The sequence below is a fragment of the Streptomyces lydicus genome (genome assembly GCF_004125265.1).
Taxonomy (GTDB): Bacteria; Actinomycetota; Actinomycetes; order Streptomycetales; family Streptomycetaceae; genus Streptomyces; species Streptomyces lydicus_C.
The window spans coordinates 7,155,593-7,173,103 of sequence record NZ_RDTE01000003.1 but is presented as its reverse complement, the minus strand read 5'-3'; the positions used below and the strand labels follow the sequence as shown (position 1 = coordinate 7,173,103).

At 70.6% G+C, this 17,511-nt stretch carries 14 protein-coding genes and 1 pseudogene; 5 read left to right on the top strand and 10 right to left on the bottom strand.

All coding sequences use genetic code 11. From position 1 onward, the window contains the following. The first annotated feature begins 177 nt into the window (after window positions 1-177). Window positions 178-1,410 carry an erythromycin esterase family protein gene (locus tag D9V36_RS34050; protein ID WP_129297151.1) on the top strand — a complete coding sequence of 411 codons (1,233 nt, stop codon included), beginning with the start codon at window positions 178-180 and terminating at the stop codon, window positions 1,408-1,410. Window positions 1,411-1,511: 101 nt separating this feature from the next. Here D9V36_RS34050 and D9V36_RS34045 read toward each other — a convergent pair. The 3 genes and pseudogenes from D9V36_RS34045 to D9V36_RS34035 all read right to left on the bottom strand — a co-directional run. Next, window positions 1,512-1,650: pseudogene (locus tag D9V36_RS34045) on the bottom strand (transposase); the annotation flags it as partial. Window positions 1,651-1,677: 27 nt separating this feature from the next. Then, the gene (locus tag D9V36_RS34040) at window positions 1,678-3,054 is read right to left on the bottom strand and encodes a serine hydrolase domain-containing protein (protein ID WP_129297150.1); all 1,377 of its coding nucleotides are present in this window, start codon (window positions 3,052-3,054) and stop codon (window positions 1,678-1,680) included. Beyond that, entirely contained in the window at window positions 3,051-3,299 is a 249-nt protein-coding gene (locus D9V36_RS34035; protein ID WP_241721139.1) for a hypothetical protein, read from the bottom strand. Before D9V36_RS34035 ends, D9V36_RS34040 begins: the two co-directional genes overlap by 4 nt. Before the next feature lie 189 nt (window positions 3,300-3,488). Between D9V36_RS34035 and D9V36_RS34030 the strand changes: the two genes are divergently transcribed. After that, window positions 3,489-4,412 (top strand): GbsR/MarR family transcriptional regulator, encoded by a 924-nt coding sequence (locus D9V36_RS34030; RefSeq protein ID WP_129297148.1) that lies wholly within the window; start codon window positions 3,489-3,491, stop codon window positions 4,410-4,412. 117 nt (window positions 4,413-4,529) lie between these two features. On the opposite strand, the gene D9V36_RS34025 is transcribed toward D9V36_RS34030, so the two are convergent. The 4 genes from D9V36_RS34025 to D9V36_RS34005 all read right to left on the bottom strand — a co-directional run bounded on the left by D9V36_RS34025 (window position 4,530) and on the right by D9V36_RS34005 (window position 9,806). Beyond that, window positions 4,530-5,612 carry a Zn-dependent alcohol dehydrogenase gene (locus D9V36_RS34025; RefSeq protein ID WP_129297147.1) on the bottom strand — a complete coding sequence of 361 codons (1,083 nt, stop codon included), beginning with the start codon at window positions 5,610-5,612 and terminating at the stop codon, window positions 4,530-4,532. Between the two features lie 136 nt (window positions 5,613-5,748). Beyond that, window positions 5,749-7,143 (bottom strand): aldehyde dehydrogenase family protein, encoded by a 1,395-nt coding sequence (locus D9V36_RS34015; RefSeq protein ID WP_129297145.1) that lies wholly within the window; start codon window positions 7,141-7,143, stop codon window positions 5,749-5,751. 286 nt (window positions 7,144-7,429) lie between these two features. Continuing rightward, on the bottom strand, window positions 7,430-8,920 hold the full coding sequence (locus D9V36_RS34010) for a CitMHS family transporter (protein ID WP_129297144.1): 1,491 nt from the start codon (window positions 8,918-8,920) through the stop codon (window positions 7,430-7,432). 190 nt (window positions 8,921-9,110) lie between these two features. Continuing rightward, window positions 9,111-9,806, bottom strand: a complete 696-nt coding sequence (locus D9V36_RS34005; RefSeq protein WP_129297143.1) for a TetR/AcrR family transcriptional regulator — start codon at window positions 9,804-9,806, stop codon at window positions 9,111-9,113. Window positions 9,807-10,151: 345 nt separating this feature from the next. On the opposite strand from D9V36_RS34005, the gene hmgA reads away from it, so the two are divergent. Together hmgA and D9V36_RS33995 are read left to right on the top strand one after the other, a co-directional pair. Further along, on the top strand, window positions 10,152-11,510 hold the full coding sequence (hmgA, locus tag D9V36_RS34000; protein ID WP_129297142.1) for a homogentisate 1,2-dioxygenase: 1,359 nt from the start codon (window positions 10,152-10,154) through the stop codon (window positions 11,508-11,510). A 16-nt stretch (window positions 11,511-11,526) separates the two neighbouring features. After that, window positions 11,527-12,273, top strand: coding sequence for a GntR family transcriptional regulator (locus D9V36_RS33995; protein ID WP_129297141.1), 747 nt, complete (start codon window positions 11,527-11,529; stop codon window positions 12,271-12,273). 603 nt (window positions 12,274-12,876) lie between these two features. Here D9V36_RS33995 and D9V36_RS33990 read toward each other — a convergent pair. After that, window positions 12,877-14,268: an MFS transporter gene (locus tag D9V36_RS33990; protein WP_129297140.1), complete on the bottom strand. Its 1,392-nt coding sequence runs from the start codon at window positions 14,266-14,268 to the stop codon at window positions 12,877-12,879. Between the two features lie 219 nt (window positions 14,269-14,487). Between D9V36_RS33990 and D9V36_RS33985 the strand changes: the two genes are divergently transcribed. Next, window positions 14,488-15,750, top strand: a complete 1,263-nt coding sequence (locus D9V36_RS33985; protein WP_129297139.1) for a type ISP restriction/modification enzyme — start codon at window positions 14,488-14,490, stop codon at window positions 15,748-15,750. 266 nt (window positions 15,751-16,016) lie between these two features. Here D9V36_RS33985 and D9V36_RS33980 read toward each other — a convergent pair whose 3' ends face one another. Continuing rightward, window positions 16,017-16,280 carry a hypothetical protein gene (locus D9V36_RS33980; RefSeq protein ID WP_129297138.1) on the bottom strand — a complete coding sequence of 88 codons (264 nt, stop codon included), beginning with the start codon at window positions 16,278-16,280 and terminating at the stop codon, window positions 16,017-16,019. Between the two features lie 271 nt (window positions 16,281-16,551). Next, on the bottom strand, window positions 16,552-17,358 hold the full coding sequence (locus tag D9V36_RS33975; protein ID WP_129297137.1) for an SGNH/GDSL hydrolase family protein: 807 nt from the start codon (window positions 17,356-17,358) through the stop codon (window positions 16,552-16,554). Between the last annotated feature and the right edge of the window lie 153 nt (window positions 17,359-17,511).

Here is a 17,511-nt window from a genome sequence, read left to right as displayed (position 1 = left end):
TTCGGCGTCCGCGAAGTGGGCTGCCCGGTACGAAGCGTCGCGCCCCCAAGCCGCGAAACCCGGCCCACTCTCGAACCTCAGGCAGGCGTGACGGCCGACACCCGTCGGGCCAACCCGGAGGCCGGCCACACCAATCTCCTTGACCTCAACTGAACTTTAGGTAGGAGCCTGGGAGGCATGAACAACGACACCGCCGCTCCCCGCGGCTCCTCTCCTTCCCACACCGGGTTCTCCGATCCGCAGCAAGCCGACGTCGGCCCACTGTCCGACGCCGCGCTCGATGAGCTTGCCGAGAGGATCGCCGCCGCGACAACGATCGTCGGCATCGGGGAGTCCACGCGATTCTCCCGGGAAACCTTCGGGGTACGGGACCAACTCTTCCGCAGGCTGGTCCAGCAACACGGGTTCCGGGCGCTGGCCCTACAGGACAGCGTCAGCATCGCCGCCGGCCTCGACAGGTACGTGCACGCAGACGAAGGTGATGCCGCATCCGCCCTCGGCAGCGCCTGGCGCCCCTGGCGCACCGTCGAGATGGCCGCGGCATTGGAGTGGATTCGGGCGTTCAACCGGGAGCACCCGAACGACCCCATCCGGATCTTCGGCGTGAGTCCCGTGCAGGCGCAGCCCGAGGACTACGACGCCGTCCTGGACCACGTACGCGGGTCGGCGCCGGAACGGCTGGCGGAGGTGGCGTCTCACCTGGCACCGATCCGGACAGCTCACCACACCGCGGAGCATGTGCAGCGCGCCCGGGGAATTCACCCGGGGCGCCCGTTCGCCGACCATGCCCGCGACGCGCTCGCGCTGATCCGGTCGTTGCCCGACGCCGGCCACGCCGACCACGCCGACCACGCCGACGGCATCCTGGCGCGGATGCGAATGATCGTCGACTTCCACGAACGCAGCGTCGCCGGGCAAGGGTTGTCCACGGACGATATCGCCGTACGGGCTGGTGCCATCGGCGACTACCAGCGTCGGACCGGTCTGCGGGTGGTCTACTGGGACGGGATCGGCCACACTTCGGCAGCCGCGGTGACCAGTCCGCTCGCTCCCGAGCGTGGTCCCCAGCCCAGCGAAGGCAGTCTGCTGCGCAAGTGGTACGACGCGCAGTACGTCTCCGTGGCGATCGGATTCCATCACAGAGACCTCGGTGTCGCCGTGGTCCCGGAGCCGGCCGGAGATCTGATCGACGCGAGGCTCGGTGAGACGGATCTGCCCGCCCACTGGCTGGATCTGCGCCGCGAAGCGGTGCGTCGCCAATGGGACGGACCGGCGAAGGCCCGCGTTATCAGCGGCGTCTACGACCCGTCCCGCGACGCCGACGAGCACCTCGCCGTTGCTTCCCTTGCCGATGCATTCGACATGCTCATCCACATCCGCCGAGTGACCCCAGTGCGATGGTTGCCGTAAGCAGCGCCACCCGCTGCCGACCCCGACGTCGAGGTCGGCAGGAGGCATGGAGCTTGCACGTCCAGGCTCCATCCTCTGTGCTTTTCGGTATGCCTGGCCACGATCATCATTGCCTGCCGCCCGGCAGCGCTCCGGGTCCGGCGTCCACGAGCGGGGGACGTACAACTCCCGGTCCGCCGCCGCGTGCCCGTGCTTGCCTGCATAGACGAAATGCACGGCGACCTGGGAATTCTCGATCCGGCTGCCGCGACGCCGGAGACCGTATGGTCACCTTTGCCGCGGGTTCACCCGGCAGTTGGTATGGAGGTACTGGGCGACGCCGTTCGTGAAGTCGTAGATCGCGACCGTTTGGGTGTCTTCCAAAGGATCCGCCGGTGGCATCAGGAAATGGGTTTCGCTCACCGGGAGCAGCTCATATCTGATGCGGTCCGGCTTTTGGAGGAACTCTGCGTGCATCGGGTCAAGGACCAGGGTCAGGTACAGCTTTCCGTCTTCGGCTGACACCTCGTACCGTGCGCCGGGGCGCTCATAAACCCCCTCGTACCTGGGAAGGTCGAGGTTCAGCGTGGAGTCCGGTGCATGCAGGTCCGGAATGGTAACCATGCCGAGGCCGGTCAGGATCTCGTTGAACACCGTGTGAAAGAAGTTCTCCCGCGGTCCGCCGTTGGTCAGCATGGCAATGGCGGTGTTCGAGTCCGGCAGGATCCGCAGCCGGGCATTCTGGCCGATCGTGCTGCCGTCGGTCGCATAGACGGTTTCACCGTGCCAGTCACCTACGATGAGGCCGAGTGCCCAGGCCGGCCCGAACGCATGCGGATCCGGTACGGGTACCCGCGAACACAGCATCTCTCGCACACTCTCGGCTGAGACGATTCGCCTTCCACTCGGCGCCGTGCCGTTGTTGAGGAGGACGTGCGCCATGGCGAGCACGTCCCTGGACGTCGAGGTGATGTTTCCGCCGGGGCCGAATGCGCGTGGCAAGTGGCGCACCGGTGTGACGATGGGCCCCTCTTCCGGAGAACGGATCAGGTGCCCGGTCGCGGCCCGGGCTTCGTCCGTCTGCTCGTGCCAGCTGTTCGTGCTGGTAAGACCCATGGGGTCGAAGAGGCGCCGCCGCATGACGTCGTCCCAGTGTGCGCCGTCGTGCACCTCCAGGATCCGCGCGAGAATCGCGTAACCCAGCGCCGCGCTATAGCCGTGGGTGTGACCCAACGGGAAAACCTGGGGTGCGTCGGCGATGTTCTCGACCATGCGGGCGTAGACGTCCTCGTCTTCGCCGGGGTCGCCATAGGCTTCCTCGATACCGTTGGTGTGCTGCAGCAGGTGACGAGGGGTGACCCTTGCGCTCGTCCCGGGATCGGCCACCGTGAAGCCGGGCAGATACGTCCGCACCGGCTCGTCGAGGTCAACTCTCCCTTCGTCGACGAGCTGCATGAAGGCCAGTGCGGTCCAGGTCTTGGTCATGGAGCCACATTGGTAGACGGTGTCCGTCGTCGCGGGTTCTAGCGTTTCCACGTTTGTGACACCGACCGCGAATTCGGTGAGCTCTCCATCGCGGAGCACACCGATCGCGGCGCTCGGGATCGCGTACTCCGCCAGGAGTTCGGCGACCCGGGCCTGGATCCGCGGTAGGTCGAGCGTCATCGCGGGAGACCGACCGCGTTCGCGGCGTCCGCTTCGAAGTACTCCGTCGTGGCGTAAGCGCCGGCGTATGCCTCGAAGAAGTCCCGGACACCGTCGATGGAGTCGTGGGTGATCACATTCACCGCCTTGGCTCCGTCCTGGCTCGCGACTGCCAGCTTCCACGTGGCGCCCTTGGGGAGTTTGGCGTGTGCCTTCTTCAGCCCGCTCCAGAACTTGCCGTCATCCGAGACTGTCGACACGACCATCACGTACATCTTGACCCTCTCTTTCCGAATGAGGAAAAGCTACGTTGCGTTTCAGATTGCGTCAACGAAACAGGCGTGCAAATTCCCGCCAACCATGCATCGTTGCAACAGAGTTGTGAATGAATGCAACTTCCTCATTCGGGTCGTTGCAATGTACTGTCGCTGAACGCAAGGAAAGGGGTTGCATCGGTGCCAGGGGGCAGGCTGACCTACGAGGACCGCCGGCGGATCGCGGCGTGGCTGGCCGAAGGGCTCGGGTACGCCGAGATCGGCCGACGGCTCGGCCGACCGACGTCCACGATCAGTCGCGAGGTCGCACACAACGGGGCATCCGCCCCCTACTTGGCCGACCACGCGCAGCAGGTCTCCAACGACCGTGCCCGCCGGCGCAAGCCGCCCCGGACCGCAGAGACGACGACAGACGTCCAGCCGGCCGAGGTGGTGCGCGGCTTCGTGGACGAGTTCGCGACGCTGCTGGCCGCGACCGGCCTGCCTCGCATGACCTCCCGGGTGTTCGTGTGCCTGCTCACCGCTGACGCCGACGGCCTGACGGCGGCCGACCTGGTGCACCGGCTACACGTCAGCCCTGCCTCGGTATCCAAGTCCATCGGCTATCTGGAGACCATGGCACTGGTGCTGCGCCGGCCGGATCCCGGCGGGCGCCGCGAGCGGTACGTGATCGACGACGACGCCTGGCTCCGGGCGTGGAAAGCCGATACCGGCGCACACGCCAAGATCGCGACCGCCGCACAGCGGGGCATCGGGATCTTCGGCGCCGAGTCGGCCGCCGGCGACCGACTCGGCGCGATGGGTCGGTTCTTCGCCCAACTCAGCCAACAGATGAGCGGCAGCGCCCTCACCGAATCCGCCGTGTATGACGCGCTGACCGTGCTCGCCGCCCTCGTACACACCGGCCGCCCGCTGACGTTGGGCGTACTGGCCACCGCGCTCGACTGGCCCCGGGACCGCGCCACCGCGGCCCTGGACGCGATCCAACGGCAGCCGGCCATCGCCGATCCCCTCGTCCTGAGGACCGTCGGGCCCCGGACGTACGCGCTCGCCGCGAGAGCGGACCGCCTCAGCCCGGCGCAACGCAAAGCACTCGACCGGTAAGTTGCACCAACGCCTCGATGCCGGTGAGCGGTTACGCGGGAGCCGGTGAAGTACGGGGTCTCGAACCTTCCCGCCGGCCTTCCTGACGGCCCGGCCCCGCCCTGCCCGCCCCGCCGCCTAGAACACCACCAGCGCCCGCCCACCCTTACCCGCCTGCATGGCGTCGAAGGCGGAAGGGATGTCGTCCAGGGTGATGCGCTCGGTGACCAGGACGGACAGGTCGAGGGCGCCGGAGCGGATGTGCTGTGCGATGACGGGCAGATCGCGGGCGGGGTCGCTGTTGCCGTAGACGCAGCCGGAGAGGGTCCGGCCGAAGTAGAAGAGCTCCAGGGCGGAGAAGGTCACCTGCTGGTCCTGTCCGCCGATGCCGACGACCGTCGTGCGGCCGCCGCGGCGGGTCGACGACCAGGCCGTACGGATGGTGTCGGCGCGGCCCACACACTCCACGGCGACATCGGCGCCCACGCCTGAGGTGAGCTTGCGGATGCGCTTGGCGGTGTCGTCGCCCGCCACCACGAACTCGGTGGCGCCCGCGGCGCGGGCCAGCTCCTCCTTCTCCGGGGAGACGTCCACGGCAACGATCGGTCCCGCACCGGCGATCCGCGCGGCCTGCAGCGTGGCCAGGCCCACCCCGCCGACGCCGAAGACCGCGACCGACTCCCCGGCCCGTACCCGGGCGTTGTGGTGCACGGCGCCCCAGCCGGTGAGCACCGCGCAGCCCAGCAGCGCCGCGTCGGCGAGCGGCACCCCGTCGGGCAGCGGCAGCGCGGCCCGCGCGGGCACCACGGTCTCCTCGGCGAACGCGGCGGTGCCGAGGCCGGGGTAGAGGTCGGTGCCGTCGGCGGCGAGGGTGGCGTACGGAGCGTCCGCGGCATGGCCGGAGCGGGCGCACAGCCACGGCTCGGCCAGCCCGCAGAAGTGGCAGTCACCGCAGGACGGCGCCCAGTTGAGGACGACCTGGTCGCCGGGGGCCACCGTGGTCACCTCAGGGCCCACCGCGGTGACGGTGCCCGCGCCCTCGTGACCGAGGACGGCCGGGACCGGCTGGCGCAGGGTGCCGTTGGACAGGGACAGGTCGGAGTGGCAGACACCGGCGGCGGCGAGCCGGATGCGCACCTGGCCGGGGCCGGGCTCGGGCAGGTTGATCTCGGTGACCCGCAATGGGGCGTTGACGGCGGACAGTACGGCGGCGCGGACCACGGAAGGAGTCTCCTCGGTGCGGAGTCGGAGTGCGGGACTGGCGGGACTGGCGGGACTGGCGGGACTGACGGGGGTGGCAGGGGTGACAGGGGTGGTGGGGCCGGTGGGGCCGGCATGGCCCCCGCCCTCCGCCCGATCAGAACTGCAGCGACTTGGTCTGCAGATATTCGGTCAGTCCGTGCGGGCCCAGCTCGCGGCCGATGCCGGACTGCTTGTAACCGCCAAAGGGGGCAAGGGGGTTGAACCGGCCGCCGTTGATGTCGACCTGCCCGGTGTCCAGGCGGCGGGCGAAGGCGACCGCCTCGGCGTCGTCGCCCGCCCAGACCGCGCCGGCCAGCCCGTAGATGGTGCCATTGGCGATCCGGGCGGCGTCGTCCTCGTCCTCGTACTTCAGGATCGACAGGACCGGGCCGAAGATCTCCTCCTGGGCGATGGTCATCTCCGGGGTGACATCGGCGAAGACGGTCGGTGTGACGTAGAAGCCCGTCCCGGCGGGCGCCTGCGGTCCGCCCGCCACGACCCGTGCGCCCTCGGCGATGCCCTGCTCGATGTAGCCGCGCACCCGGTCCCGCTGTTTGGCGCTGACCAGCGGGCCGACCCGCTCCCCCGGGACGTACTTGGCGGCCGCCGCCGTCGCCAGCTCGACGGCCTCGGCGTATTGGTCCTGGTGGACCAGCATCCGGGTCCAGGCGCTGCAGGTCTGGCCGGAGTTGGCCATGACATTGGCGACGCCGACCGCGACCGCCCTGGGCAGATCGGCGCTGGGCAGGATGACATTGGCCGACTTGCCGCCCAGTTCCAGTGCCACCCGCTTGACCGCGGCACCCGCGAGGGCACCGATCCGCTTGCCGACGGCCGTCGAGCCGGTGAAGGAGACCAGGTCGACCCCCTCGTGCCCGGCAAGCTCCTGCCCGGCGACCGGGCCGAGTCCGGTGACGAGGTTGAAGACCCCGGCAGGTATCCGGGCCGCGTCGACGCACTCGGCGAAGAGCTGGGCGACCAGCGGGGTGTCCTCGGCAGGTTTGAGCACCACCGTGCAGCCGGCCGCGAGCGCCGGGGCGACCTTGGCGACGATCTGGTGCAGGGGATAGTTCCAGGGCGTGATCGCACCCACCACACCCACCGGTTCGTGCAGCACGGTGGAGTTGCCGATCTTCTCCTCGAAGGAGTACATGCCGGCCAGTTCGGCGTACGAGCCGCAGACCGCGAGCGGCACCCCGGCGTGCACCGCCGTGCTGAAGTCGAGCGGCGAGCCGAGTTCGGCGGTGACGGTCTCGGCGATCTCCGCGGTGCGCGCGGCGAGTTGGTCGCGCAGCGCGGCCAGGTGGGCCGCACGCTCGGCGGGCGGGGTGGCGGCCCAGCCCGGCAGCGCCGCGCGGGCGGCACGGACCGCGGCGTCCACGTCCTGCGCCGAGCCGGCCGGGACGGTGGCGATGACCTGCCCGTCGGCCGGGTTGACGACCTCGATCGTGCCGCTGCCCGCGGCGGGCCGCCAGCTTCCGTCGATGTACATCGCGTCGTGCTGCGTCACGTCGTGGTCCTCCCGAGCCGGCTGCTGGTCGTCCACCCAAACTAGCGCCGGTAGTTTTGCGCGCGCCAGGAATCCGCCACACCGTGTGGGACGACGACGACGCCGACGAGGGCAGGGCGGGCCCGCAGTCTCCCGCTGTGGCGGTCACCACGACCCTAGGGCGCGGCAGTGCCCGCGAGTCCGGCCGCCCCCGCCCCCGCCGGCGCCGGCGGGGGCGGGGGCGGCGACCTGGCCTGGCCGGTTGCCGGTCAGACGGAGCGCCGGCGCCGTTGCCGGTACCGGTCAGCTAGAGGATGCCGAAGAGCACACCGGCGCCCAGGACCACCAGGGAGGTCAGCGCGGCCCACTTGACGGTGAACTTGGTGTGGTCGCCGAACTCGACCTTGGCCATGCCGACGAGGACGTAGACGGCGGGGACCAGCGGACTGGACATGTGCAGGGCCTGGCCGACGAGGGAGGCACGGGCGATCTCGATGGGGGCCACGCCGTGGGCGGCGCCGGCCTCGGCGAGGATCGGCACGATACCGAAGTAGAAACCGTCGTTGGACATGAAGTAGGTCAGCGGGATGCTGAGGACGCCGGTGACGATGCCCATGTGCGGGCCGAGTGCGTCGGGGATGCCGCTGACCAGCCAGCGGGCCATGTGCTCGACCATGCCGGTGCCGGTGAGCACGCCGGTGAAGACCGCGGCGGCGAAGACCATTCCGGAGACGTTGAGCACGTTCTCGGCGTGCGCGGCGACCCGGGCCTTCTGGTCCTTCATGTGCGGGAAGTTGACGGTCAGGGCGAGGGCCGCGCCGAGGAGGAAGAGGACCGGGATCGGCAGGGCCTGCACGATCAGCAGGGTGAGCAGCGCGACGGTGAGCGCGGCGTTGAACCAGTAGAGCTTGGGGCGCAGGGTGGCCCGCTGCGGGTCCAGGACCTGGAGGCCGTCGTCGTCGCCTTCGGTGCCGATGTCGGTGCCACTGCCGCTGTCGCTCTCGGCATCGGCGTCGGCCTGGCCGCCGGAGCCCGCGCCCGCGCCACCGGTGCCTCGCTGCGCACCGCCGCCGACGAGTCCCGCACCACCGGCACCCGCGCCGACCAGCACCTGCTCGGTCTCCTTCGTCGTCTCCTTCTCCTCCGCGGCCTCGGTCACCAGCCGGGTGTCGCCGAGGGTCAGCATGCCGAGCCGCTTGCGCTCACGCCGGCCGAGGACGTACGCGAGGGCGAACACGGCGACCAGGCCGACGGCCAGGGCCGGGATCATCGGGACGAAGATGTCGCCGGCGTCGAGCTTGAGGGCGGTGGCGGCGCGGGCGGTCGGTCCGCCCCAGGGGAGTGTGTTCATCACGCCGTTGGCGGTGGCGGCGACACCGGTCATGACCACGAGGCTCATCTTCAGCCGCTTGTAGAGCGGGTAGAGCGCCGAGACGGTGATCATGAAGGTGGTGGAGCCGTCGCCGTCGAGCGAGACGATCGCGGCGAGCAGGGCCGTGCCGAGCACCACCCGCACCGGGTCGGCCTTGCAGAACTTCAGGATGCCGCGGACGACCGGGTCGAAGAGTCCGACATCGATCATCACCCCGAAGTAGATGATGGCGAACATCAGCATCGCGGCCGTGGGGGCCAGGTCGCCGATGCCCTTGAGGACGTAGTCGCCCAGGTGCGCGCCCTGGCCGACCAGGACGCAGAACAGCGCGGGTATGAGCACCAGCGCGGCCATCGGTGACATCTTCTTCATCATGATCAGCGCCAGGAAGGCGGCGATCATGACGAATCCGAGGATTGTCAGCATCAGTGGTACCTCACGTTCACCCTTGAACATCTGCCGGGGGCTGGCAGTTCAGGCGACGGTAGGTGCCCTTAACTTTTGTTAACAAGGCCTTGACACGCGAGCAATACGAGCAAAACCCCAGGTCAATACGGATCCCACCGGACGGGCGTGCGCACAACCGGCAACCACGCGCGCTTCCCCGCCTCCCCCTTCACCCCTCCCCCGAGCCCGCACCCGCCCCCGCCCCCGCCCCGTCCAGATAACGCGCCAGATAGGCCCGGAGCAGTTCCTTGGCCTCCGTGACGATGGCGGGATCGCCGGCCGGGTCCGTACGGAAGGCGAGCTGGAGCAGCGCGTCGGCCGTCTCGACACCGACCAGGAAGGCGGTGCGCAGCCGCTCGTCGGCGGTGTCCAGGCCGAGCGGACCGGCCAAGAGGGCACGCAGCCGGTCGGCTACCTCGTAATTGGCCTGCCGGGAGGCCTGCGGAGCGGGGACGGTGAACTCCACCAGGGCGAAGCCCGGCACGGTCCGCTTCATGGCGAGGTATTCGTCGACCACCACGTCCATCGCATGGCGCCACTGGAGCGGCCGGCCGGCCTGCGCGGTCAGCCGGGCGGTGATGCGGTCCGCGTAGGCGTCGAGATTGCGCCGGGCAAGGGCCTCGGCCATGGCGCGCTTGTTGGGGAAGAAGCGGTAGACGGAGCCGATCGGGACACCGGCGCGGCCGGCCACGGTCCGGGTGCTCAGCTCGTCGTATCCGGTCTCCTCCAAGACCTCGGCACACGCGTCGAGGATTCTGGCCAGGCGCTGGGCGCTGCGCTGCTGGACGGGTGCACGGCGCAGGGACGTGGACGGGGAGCCGGGGCGAGGGGGCGGAGGACCGGGGCGAGGGGGCGGCTGCTGCACCTGTCCATCCTGCCCGCCGTCCCGACGGGCGTGAGCGCCCTCGCCGCGATCCGGTGCACCGAAACCGGCCCGCCGAAACCGGCGCACGAAGCCTGCCCGCCGAAACCGGACTGCTGAAGCCGGCCTGCTGACCCGCCGCGAACCGGCCCCCTGTCCGACCACCCCCGCCGTCCGGCCGTCCCCCGCCGTCCGACTGCCACCGGTCCGACCGCCCCCGGTCCGACCGACCGCTGCGATGCGACCGACCGCCGCGATCCGGCCGACGCGGCCGGGAGCCTCCGTTGACGCCCCCCGATAGCAATCCTAAGGTCCTGCATAGGATTCCTTGAGCGGCGGGAGCACGCGATGGCAGGCACGGGCAACGAGCAGGCGAGGAAGACGGCCGAAGGGCTGGCGTACAGCACCGGGTTCGGCAACGAGCACAGCTCGGAGGCCGCCCCGGGCGCGCTGCCGGTGGGCCGCAACTCCCCCCAGCGCGCACCGCTCGGCCTGTATGCGGAACAGCTCAGCGGCTCCGCGTTCACCGAACCGCGCAGCCACAACCACCGCTCCTGGCTCTACCGTATCCGCCCCTCCGCCGCGCATCCGCCGTTCGTCCGCGCCGCGCAGGGCGCCCTGCGCTCGGCGCCGTTCACCGACTGCACCCCCGACCCCAACCGGCTGCGCTGGAACCCGCTGCCCGCGCCCGCCGGCCCGGCCGACTTCCTGGACGGGCTGTGGACGCTGGGCGGCAACGGCGACGCCACCCAGCGCACGGGCATGGCCGTCCACCTCTATTGCGCCAACACCTCCATGGAGCGGCGGGTGTTCGGCAACGCGGACGGCGAGCTGCTGATCGTGCCGGAACGCGGCGGACTGCTGCTGCGCACCGAACTCGGCCTGCTGCACGCCGAACCGGGCGAGGTGGCGTTGATCCCGCGCGGCATCCGCTTCCGCGTCGAGCTGCTGGACACCGCGCCCGACGGCGGGCAGAGCCCGGCCGCCCGCGGCTACGTCTGCGAGAACTACGGCCGCCCCTTCCAGCTCCCCGACCTGGGCCCGATCGGCGCCAACGGTCTGGCCAACGCCCGGGACTTCCGCGCACCGGTCGCCGCCTACGAGGACGTCGAGGGCCCCGTCGAGGTCGTGAACAAGTTCTGCGGCCGGCTCTGGACTGCCACCTACGACCATTCGCCGCTGGACGTCGTCGCCTGGCACGGCAACCATGTCCCCTACGTCTACGACCTGCGCCGCTTCAATGTCATCGGCTCGATCAGCTACGACCACCCCGACCCGTCGATCTTCACCGTGCTCACCGCCCCCTCCGACACCCCGGGGCTGGCGGGCGTGGACTTCGTGGCGTTCGCGCCGCGCTGGCTGGTCGGCGAGGACACCTTCCGGCCGCCGTACTTCCACCGCAATGTGATGACCGAGTACATGGGACTGATCGAGGGCGCCTACGACGCCAAGACGGCCGGAGAAGGGGGCTTCGTTCCAGGCGGCGGCTCGCTGCACAACATGATGTCCGCGCACGGGCCCGACCGGGAGACCTTCGACCGGGCGAGCGCCGCCGAGCTGCGCCCGCAGAAGATCGACGACGGGCTGGCCTTCATGTTCGAGACCCGCTGGCCGCTGACGCTGACCGAACAGGCCAGGGACGCCGGCCATCTGCAGCATGGCTACGACGACGTATGGCAGGGTCTGCAACGTCATTTCCGCCCGTGACACCGGGGAACGCCTCGTGACCACCTTCGCTCCCGACTCGCTCGCCCTGAACCGCAAGCTGCCGCTGTGGTACCAGGTCTCGCAGTCGTTGCGCGCCTCCATACTCGGCCGCTCGCCCGAGGCGCCGCTGCGGCTGCCCACCGAGGACGCGCTCGCCGCGCACTACGGCGTGAGCGTGCTGACCATGCGCCAGGCCCTCAAGGAGCTGGAGGCGGAGGGCCTGATCAGCCGGCACCGGCGCCGTGGCACCTTCATCGAGCCGAGCGCCCAGCGCGGTGCGCCGGTGCGGCTGCTGGGCTCGGTGGACACGATCGTTGCCCAGCAGTCCGGGATGAGCACCGAACTGCTGGAGCACGGCCCCACCCCGGTACCGTCCGAACTGTCCGAGTATTTCCCGGACATGACAGAGGTGGCCGGGTTCCGCCGACTGCGCAGCGACGAGGAAACCGGCGAGCCGACCAATCACGCCCACAACTACGTACGCCCCGAGATCGCCGAGCTGATCGATCCGGCGGATCTGCTGCGCTGGCCGATGACGAAGGTACTGCGGGACGAGGTGGGCGTCCGGATCAGCCGGATCACCGACAGCGTCGAGGCCCGCCTGGCCGACCCGGAGACCGCCCGCCTGCTACAGGTTCCACTGCTCAGCCCGATCCTGCACTACACGGGGGTCACCTACGGTGAGGGGGGCGACGTGGTCGATGTCGCCCGGATTCATTACCGGGGCGACAGGTTCTCCTTCACGGTGACGCTGGACGCGTAGCGGCTTCCCACGTTTTTGTCTTTCCCGCCGTGGTTGTTGCTCGCCGTTTTTCGCCCGCTGCGCGGTCCGCTCGCCGTTGCGCCTGCGGCGGGCGGGGTCCGCTGCGCGGGGCTGTGGGTGCGGTGACGGACCTCCGGGGGCGGTGTGTGGGACTGCTTCGCTTTACGTCCCACACACCGCCCCCTCCGGCCCGTCCCCTCCCGTGGGGGAGTAAGTGAAGGTGGGTGGGGGCGGGCCACGGTCGTAGCCCTGCGGCCCCTACTGGCTATTACGGCGTGGCCCGTTTCCGTGTGATCGCAAGGTGCACCGGACCGCTCAGGTCCACCCCCACCGGCCTTCTTCCCACCCCTCAACGGGAGGGGACGGGCCGGAGCGGGTGGGTGTCCGGGCTTTGCTTCCAAAGGCCCAAATAAGAGGAGCAAAGGCGGAGCGCAGCGGAGCGTAAAGCGAAGCAGTCCGGCACCCCACCCGCGGAGGCCCGTCACCGCACCCGACAGCCCCGCGCAGCGGCAACGCCCGCCGCCAGGCGCCACGGCGAGCGCACCGCGTTAGCGGGCGAAACACGGCGAGAACCCCCACGGCGGGGCAGCCGAAAACGTGGGCTCAAATCCTCTCAAGGCTCCGCCCCGTGCTCCGCGGCCCCAGCAGCGCCACGTCCGCGCACAGCAGCAGCATCAGCCCGGCCGAGCCGGTGAACACCGCGGCGGGGCCCAGGTCGTTGAGAACGCTCAGTGCCACGAACGGCAGCACGACCGACGTGAGCCGGGACAGCGAGTAGGCGATGCCGATCGCGCTGCTGCGCAGGCCGGTCGGGAAGATCTCGGTCTGGTAGACGTGGAAGGCGTTGGAGAAGACATTGCTGCACACCGTCAGGAGGAAGCCGAAGGTGACGATGGCCCAGGAGGCGGTGGCGAAACCGAAGGCCAGACCGCAGCCGGCGATACCCAGTGCCGAGGCGATGATCAGCGTCCGGCGTTCGATCCGGTCGATGAGCGGGACGGACAGCGCGGACCCGACCGGGTAGCCGCAGAAGCTCAGCGCCGCGTACAGCAGCGACTCGGTGACGGTGTGGCCCTTCGCGGTGAGCACCACCGGTGCCAGCGACCCGAAGCCGTAGTAGCCGACGGTCTGCAGCACCTGGAAGATCCACCACATGACGGTGCGCCGCCGCTGATCGCCCCGGAACATCTCGGCCAGCGGCACCTTCCGCTCCGGTACGGTCTCCGCCTCCGGCACCGAGGGCAGGCTGCCGCCGCGCTCCCGGGCCACTCGCTCCTCCAGCCCGGCCACGATCCGTTCGGCTTCCTCACCACGCCCCTGCACCACCAACCACCGCGGGGATTCCGGGAGTTGGCGGCGCATCACCTGGAGGAAACCGGCGCCCAGCGCGCCGGCGATCAGCAGCCAGCGCCACCCCTCGACGCCCAGCGGCTGATGGGCGGCCACCAGCCGGGCACCGAGCAGCGCGGCGACCGGAACGCCGAGGAACCCGAAGGTGTACGCATGGGCGATATAGCGGCCGCGTACCGCGCGGGGCAGGAACTCCGCGAGATAGGTGTCGACCAGCACGAGTTCGGCGCCCAGCCCCAGACCGGCCAGGAAGCGCAGCGCGAGGAACCAGGACAGATCAGGGGCACAGGCGCACAGCAGCGAGAAGAACGAGTACGCCGCCAGGTTGATCAGGAACATCCGGCGCCGCCCGAAGCGGTCGGCGAGCACCGAGAGCACATTCGCCCCGACGAACATCCCGAGGAAGCCGGTGGCGATCACCCAGGATTTCGCGGTGGGCCCGAGGTGCCACTGTTCGGCGAGGGCCGCGGCCAGCACCCCGCCGAGGAAGATCTCGTAGAGGTCGAAGAAAGCCCCGATGCCGACGACGAGGGTGATCCGGCGGTGCCACCGGGACGGCGGCAGCCGGTCCAGCCGTGCGGCGGCCCGGATGCCGGTAGGGGTCTCCCCGCGCCGTTCAGGCGTGGGAGAGGTGGTGTCCGTCATGGCGGTCCTCCCCTGAGCAGTTCCCGGCGTGCGGGACGGAGCCAGGTCCGCACCGCGTGGTCGGGCGTACGGCGAGGACCGTACTCCTCCAAGATCAGCAAGCGGAAGACCGCCTGCCCGACCACCCCCGGCGGCGAACGTGGCCTGCGGATTCGGTACCGCCGCAGGCCCGGTGGATACCATGCCGGGGTCAACCGAACGGTCCGGGAGGGGCTCCGCGTGACGGCGAAGCAGGACGCGCCACGGCTGTCCGATCTCATGCCCTGGTCCGTGGCGCCGCTGCGGCTCGGCCGCTCCTGGGTGCTGGCGCCGGATCCGGCCACGCTGCGGGCCCGCTGGGCGGCACTGGTGGCGGCCGAGGACGCGGCGGCCCGCGAGCGGCTGTTCCGGCCGTCCCGGGCCCGGACCCTGCACTCCGCCGTCGGCCAGCTGCCGGGCCAGGCCACGGCGACCGAACGGCTGTACCGTGCGGGCGGCCCGTGCCCCGAGCCGGTACGGGTGACGCACGGCCCGTTCGACCAGCAGTGGCTGCTGCCCGATCACCGGCTGATCGACGGCGCGCGGCCGGAGTTGTGGCGGGTGGCGGACGACCGGCAGCTGTTCGTGGTCGAGTGGGGGCAGGTGCCGCAGGTGCCCGGCCCCGCGGTGGTGTGCTCCGCGCTGCCGCCCGACGGGCGTTCGCCGGCCGGCCGCCCCGGACGGATCCGCCCGTTCTACCGGCGGCCCGCCGGACACGAGCCCAATCTCGCCCCGGGCCTGCTCACCCTGCTCGGCCGGCGCCTGGACCGCCCGGTGGCGCCGACGGACCTGCTGGCCTGGCTCGTCACGAACGCCCGGCACTCCCCCGAGGGCTGCACGGTGCCGCTCACCGCCGACCCGGAGCTCTGGGACCGCGGCGTCGCCCTCGGCGAGCGGCTGCTCTGGCTCACCACCCGCGGCGCCTACGCACCCGGGGCGGACGGCGGGCGCGGCGGCGAGCGGCCCCGGATGCCGGGCGGCCGGCGGCCGTACGTACGCTCCGCGCTCCCCGCCCGCGGGCTGCCGCAGGACGTCGCCTACGACCCGGCGGAGGAGGCGCTGCTGCTCGGCGGCGGCCGGATCTCGCCGGTGCCGCCGGGCGCCTGGGACTTCCACGCGGGCGGCGTACGTGTCCTTCAGGCGTGGCTGGCCGAGCGCACCGACACGGCCGCGGCGGGGGCGGAAGCACCCGAGGCCGGTTCGCTGGCGGCGCTGCGCCCCGCCGACTGGCCGCAGGAGTGGACCTCCGAGCTGCTGGAGCTGATCACCGTACTGGCGCTGCTGTCAGAACTGCGGCCGCAGTACGAGGAGTTGCGACGGCAGAGCGAGGGCGTCGGCCCGCAGCTGACGGCCGGCGAACTACGCGCAGCCGGTGTCCTCCCGGCGCCGGTCTCCGCTCACCGTCCGGCTTCGGTGCTCGATCACCACGAGGAGGGCCCGGAAGGGCAGTTCGCGCTGCTGTGAGCCGTGGGCCTGGCGAAGGGCCCCGGAGGCCCCGTGGACACACAAAACCACCCATTGCCGGGCAACGGGTGGTGGGGAGTGCTGCGCCGACCGGGTGGGGGACGGGGCCGGGGCAATCGAGCGGGTGCCTCACGGCATCTTCGGGGCAGGGTCCCGCCCCGGCGAGCACACCGACGAGCTGCCGGCGCCCTGGGCCTGACGAGCGATCGGACCGCGGTGCCGCGCCGGGACGGTGTGATCGCCCGAGATGCCGCTTCAGCAGCGGATCAGCCGTGACCCCCGAACAGCGAGCGCCGCAGCCTGCGCAGCGGCGCGAACAACGACACCCTGGCGCCGCGGCTGTTCCTCGCGCGCGAGCGATCGCGCGCGGTGAGCTCCTGCATCAGCGAGGTCGCGCCCTCCACCTCACGCTGCGGGATGGCGGGACCACCCAGCACCGCGAAATGGCGGTCGAGACGCGCACTGGACGCACCGCTCCCGCAATTGATGGCAGGGACTCGCGCCCTGCTACGCACTGTTATCTGTTCCATGACTCTCCCCACCCTACGAGGGCACCCGGCCCGGGCAGGGTAACCCTATCTCTCTCGGAGGACACGCGTGCAGACCGGTCAACGGGTTCACCTGCCTCGCCTTGACGTTGACAAACACCATACGGAATGTCACCTACACCGCATGGGCCAGGGCGAGTTGAGGGTCATCGGGCTGCCACGGGGGCCGCACGGGGCGCCTGACGGGCCGCCAGGGCGCACGGGGAGAGACCGGGATCTCCCTGCCTCCCCCCGGCGGCCGGCGAGCGGATGATTACGCAGCGGAGGCGAACACCGGCAGATAGCCGCCGGACTGCCCGGTGGCGGTGGGGTGGTAGGACTCCAGCACGGGGAGGGTCACGCTGTGCAGCCAGGCACTGCCGGAGCACAGCTCATGGCCGGAAAAGGTGGCGTTGACATCGGCGAAGGTGAAGCCGTGGTCGGCGGCCCGCTTGGCAGTGACGCCGTTGATGTCGTCGGCGGCCGCGTTGATCGCGGCACGGGACTTCTCGGAGAGGCCGGCGATACAGCTCCCGCGGAGCTTGTAGAAGCGGGGGTAGCCCACGACCACCACATGTGCGGCCGGGGCCTTTTGGGAGATGGCGCTGTACACCCCGTCGAGCTGACCGGGCAGGGTGGTGTCGATGTAGGTCCTGGCCTGCGCCACCCGGGCCAGACAGGCGCTCTCGCCCTGGAGCGCACAGGCCGTCATGGTGTCGGCGAATCCCGCGTCGTTGCCGCCGATGGTGATGCTGACCAGGCCGGTGGAACTGTTGAGCGGGGCGAGCTGGCCGCTGAGAACGTCACCCGTTCGGGCGCCGGAACAGGCGGTGAACCGGAAGGAGGAGGGGGAGTGCGCGGCGGCCCACAGAGCCGGGTAGGCCTTGGTGCTGCGCTTGCAGGAGCCGCTGGCACTGTCGTAGCTGCCGGCTCCCACGCCGGAGGAGTAGGAGTCACCGAGGGCCACATAGCCCGTGGCGTCGGGGAGTTGGGCCGATACGGCGGCGCTCGCGCCGGTGAGCGCGAGCGCCATGGTGACGAAGAAGGCGGATGTCAGGGCCGCACATCGGGACAGTCTCATGGAACCTCCCTTGGCAGGGTCTCTGCCACATTCGTGGTAGCAAAACTCGCGGGTAGCCGGAAGTGTCCATGCCAAAAGTCATCGACAGCTCACGGCAAATATCCTGATACGAGGGGATGTTCGCCCTCCCGACACGCGTCTCTGCCCGCGGGG

What these genes read in the sequence shown, in the direction of transcription:
- D9V36_RS34050 (WP_129297151.1), top strand. Translation starts at nt 178, where the DNA reads ATGAACAACGACACCGCCGCTCCCCGCGGCTCCTCTCCTTCCCACACC.
- D9V36_RS34040 (WP_129297150.1), bottom strand. Translation starts at nt 3,054, where the DNA reads ATGACGCTCGACCTACCGCGGATCCAGGCCCGGGTCGCCGAACTCCTG.
- D9V36_RS34035 (WP_241721139.1), bottom strand. Translation starts at nt 3,299, where the DNA reads ATGGTCGTGTCGACAGTCTCGGATGACGGCAAGTTCTGGAGCGGGCTG.
- D9V36_RS34010 (WP_129297144.1), bottom strand. Translation starts at nt 8,920, where the DNA reads ATGCTGACAATCCTCGGATTCGTCATGATCGCCGCCTTCCTGGCGCTG.
- hmgA (WP_129297142.1), top strand. Translation starts at nt 10,152, where the DNA reads ATGGCAGGCACGGGCAACGAGCAGGCGAGGAAGACGGCCGAAGGGCTG.
- D9V36_RS33990 (WP_129297140.1), bottom strand. Translation starts at nt 14,268, where the DNA reads ATGACGGACACCACCTCTCCCACGCCTGAACGGCGCGGGGAGACCCCT.
- D9V36_RS33980 (WP_129297138.1), bottom strand. Translation starts at nt 16,280, where the DNA reads ATGGAACAGATAACAGTGCGTAGCAGGGCGCGAGTCCCTGCCATCAAT.
- D9V36_RS33975 (WP_129297137.1), bottom strand. Translation starts at nt 17,358, where the DNA reads ATGAGACTGTCCCGATGTGCGGCCCTGACATCCGCCTTCTTCGTCACC.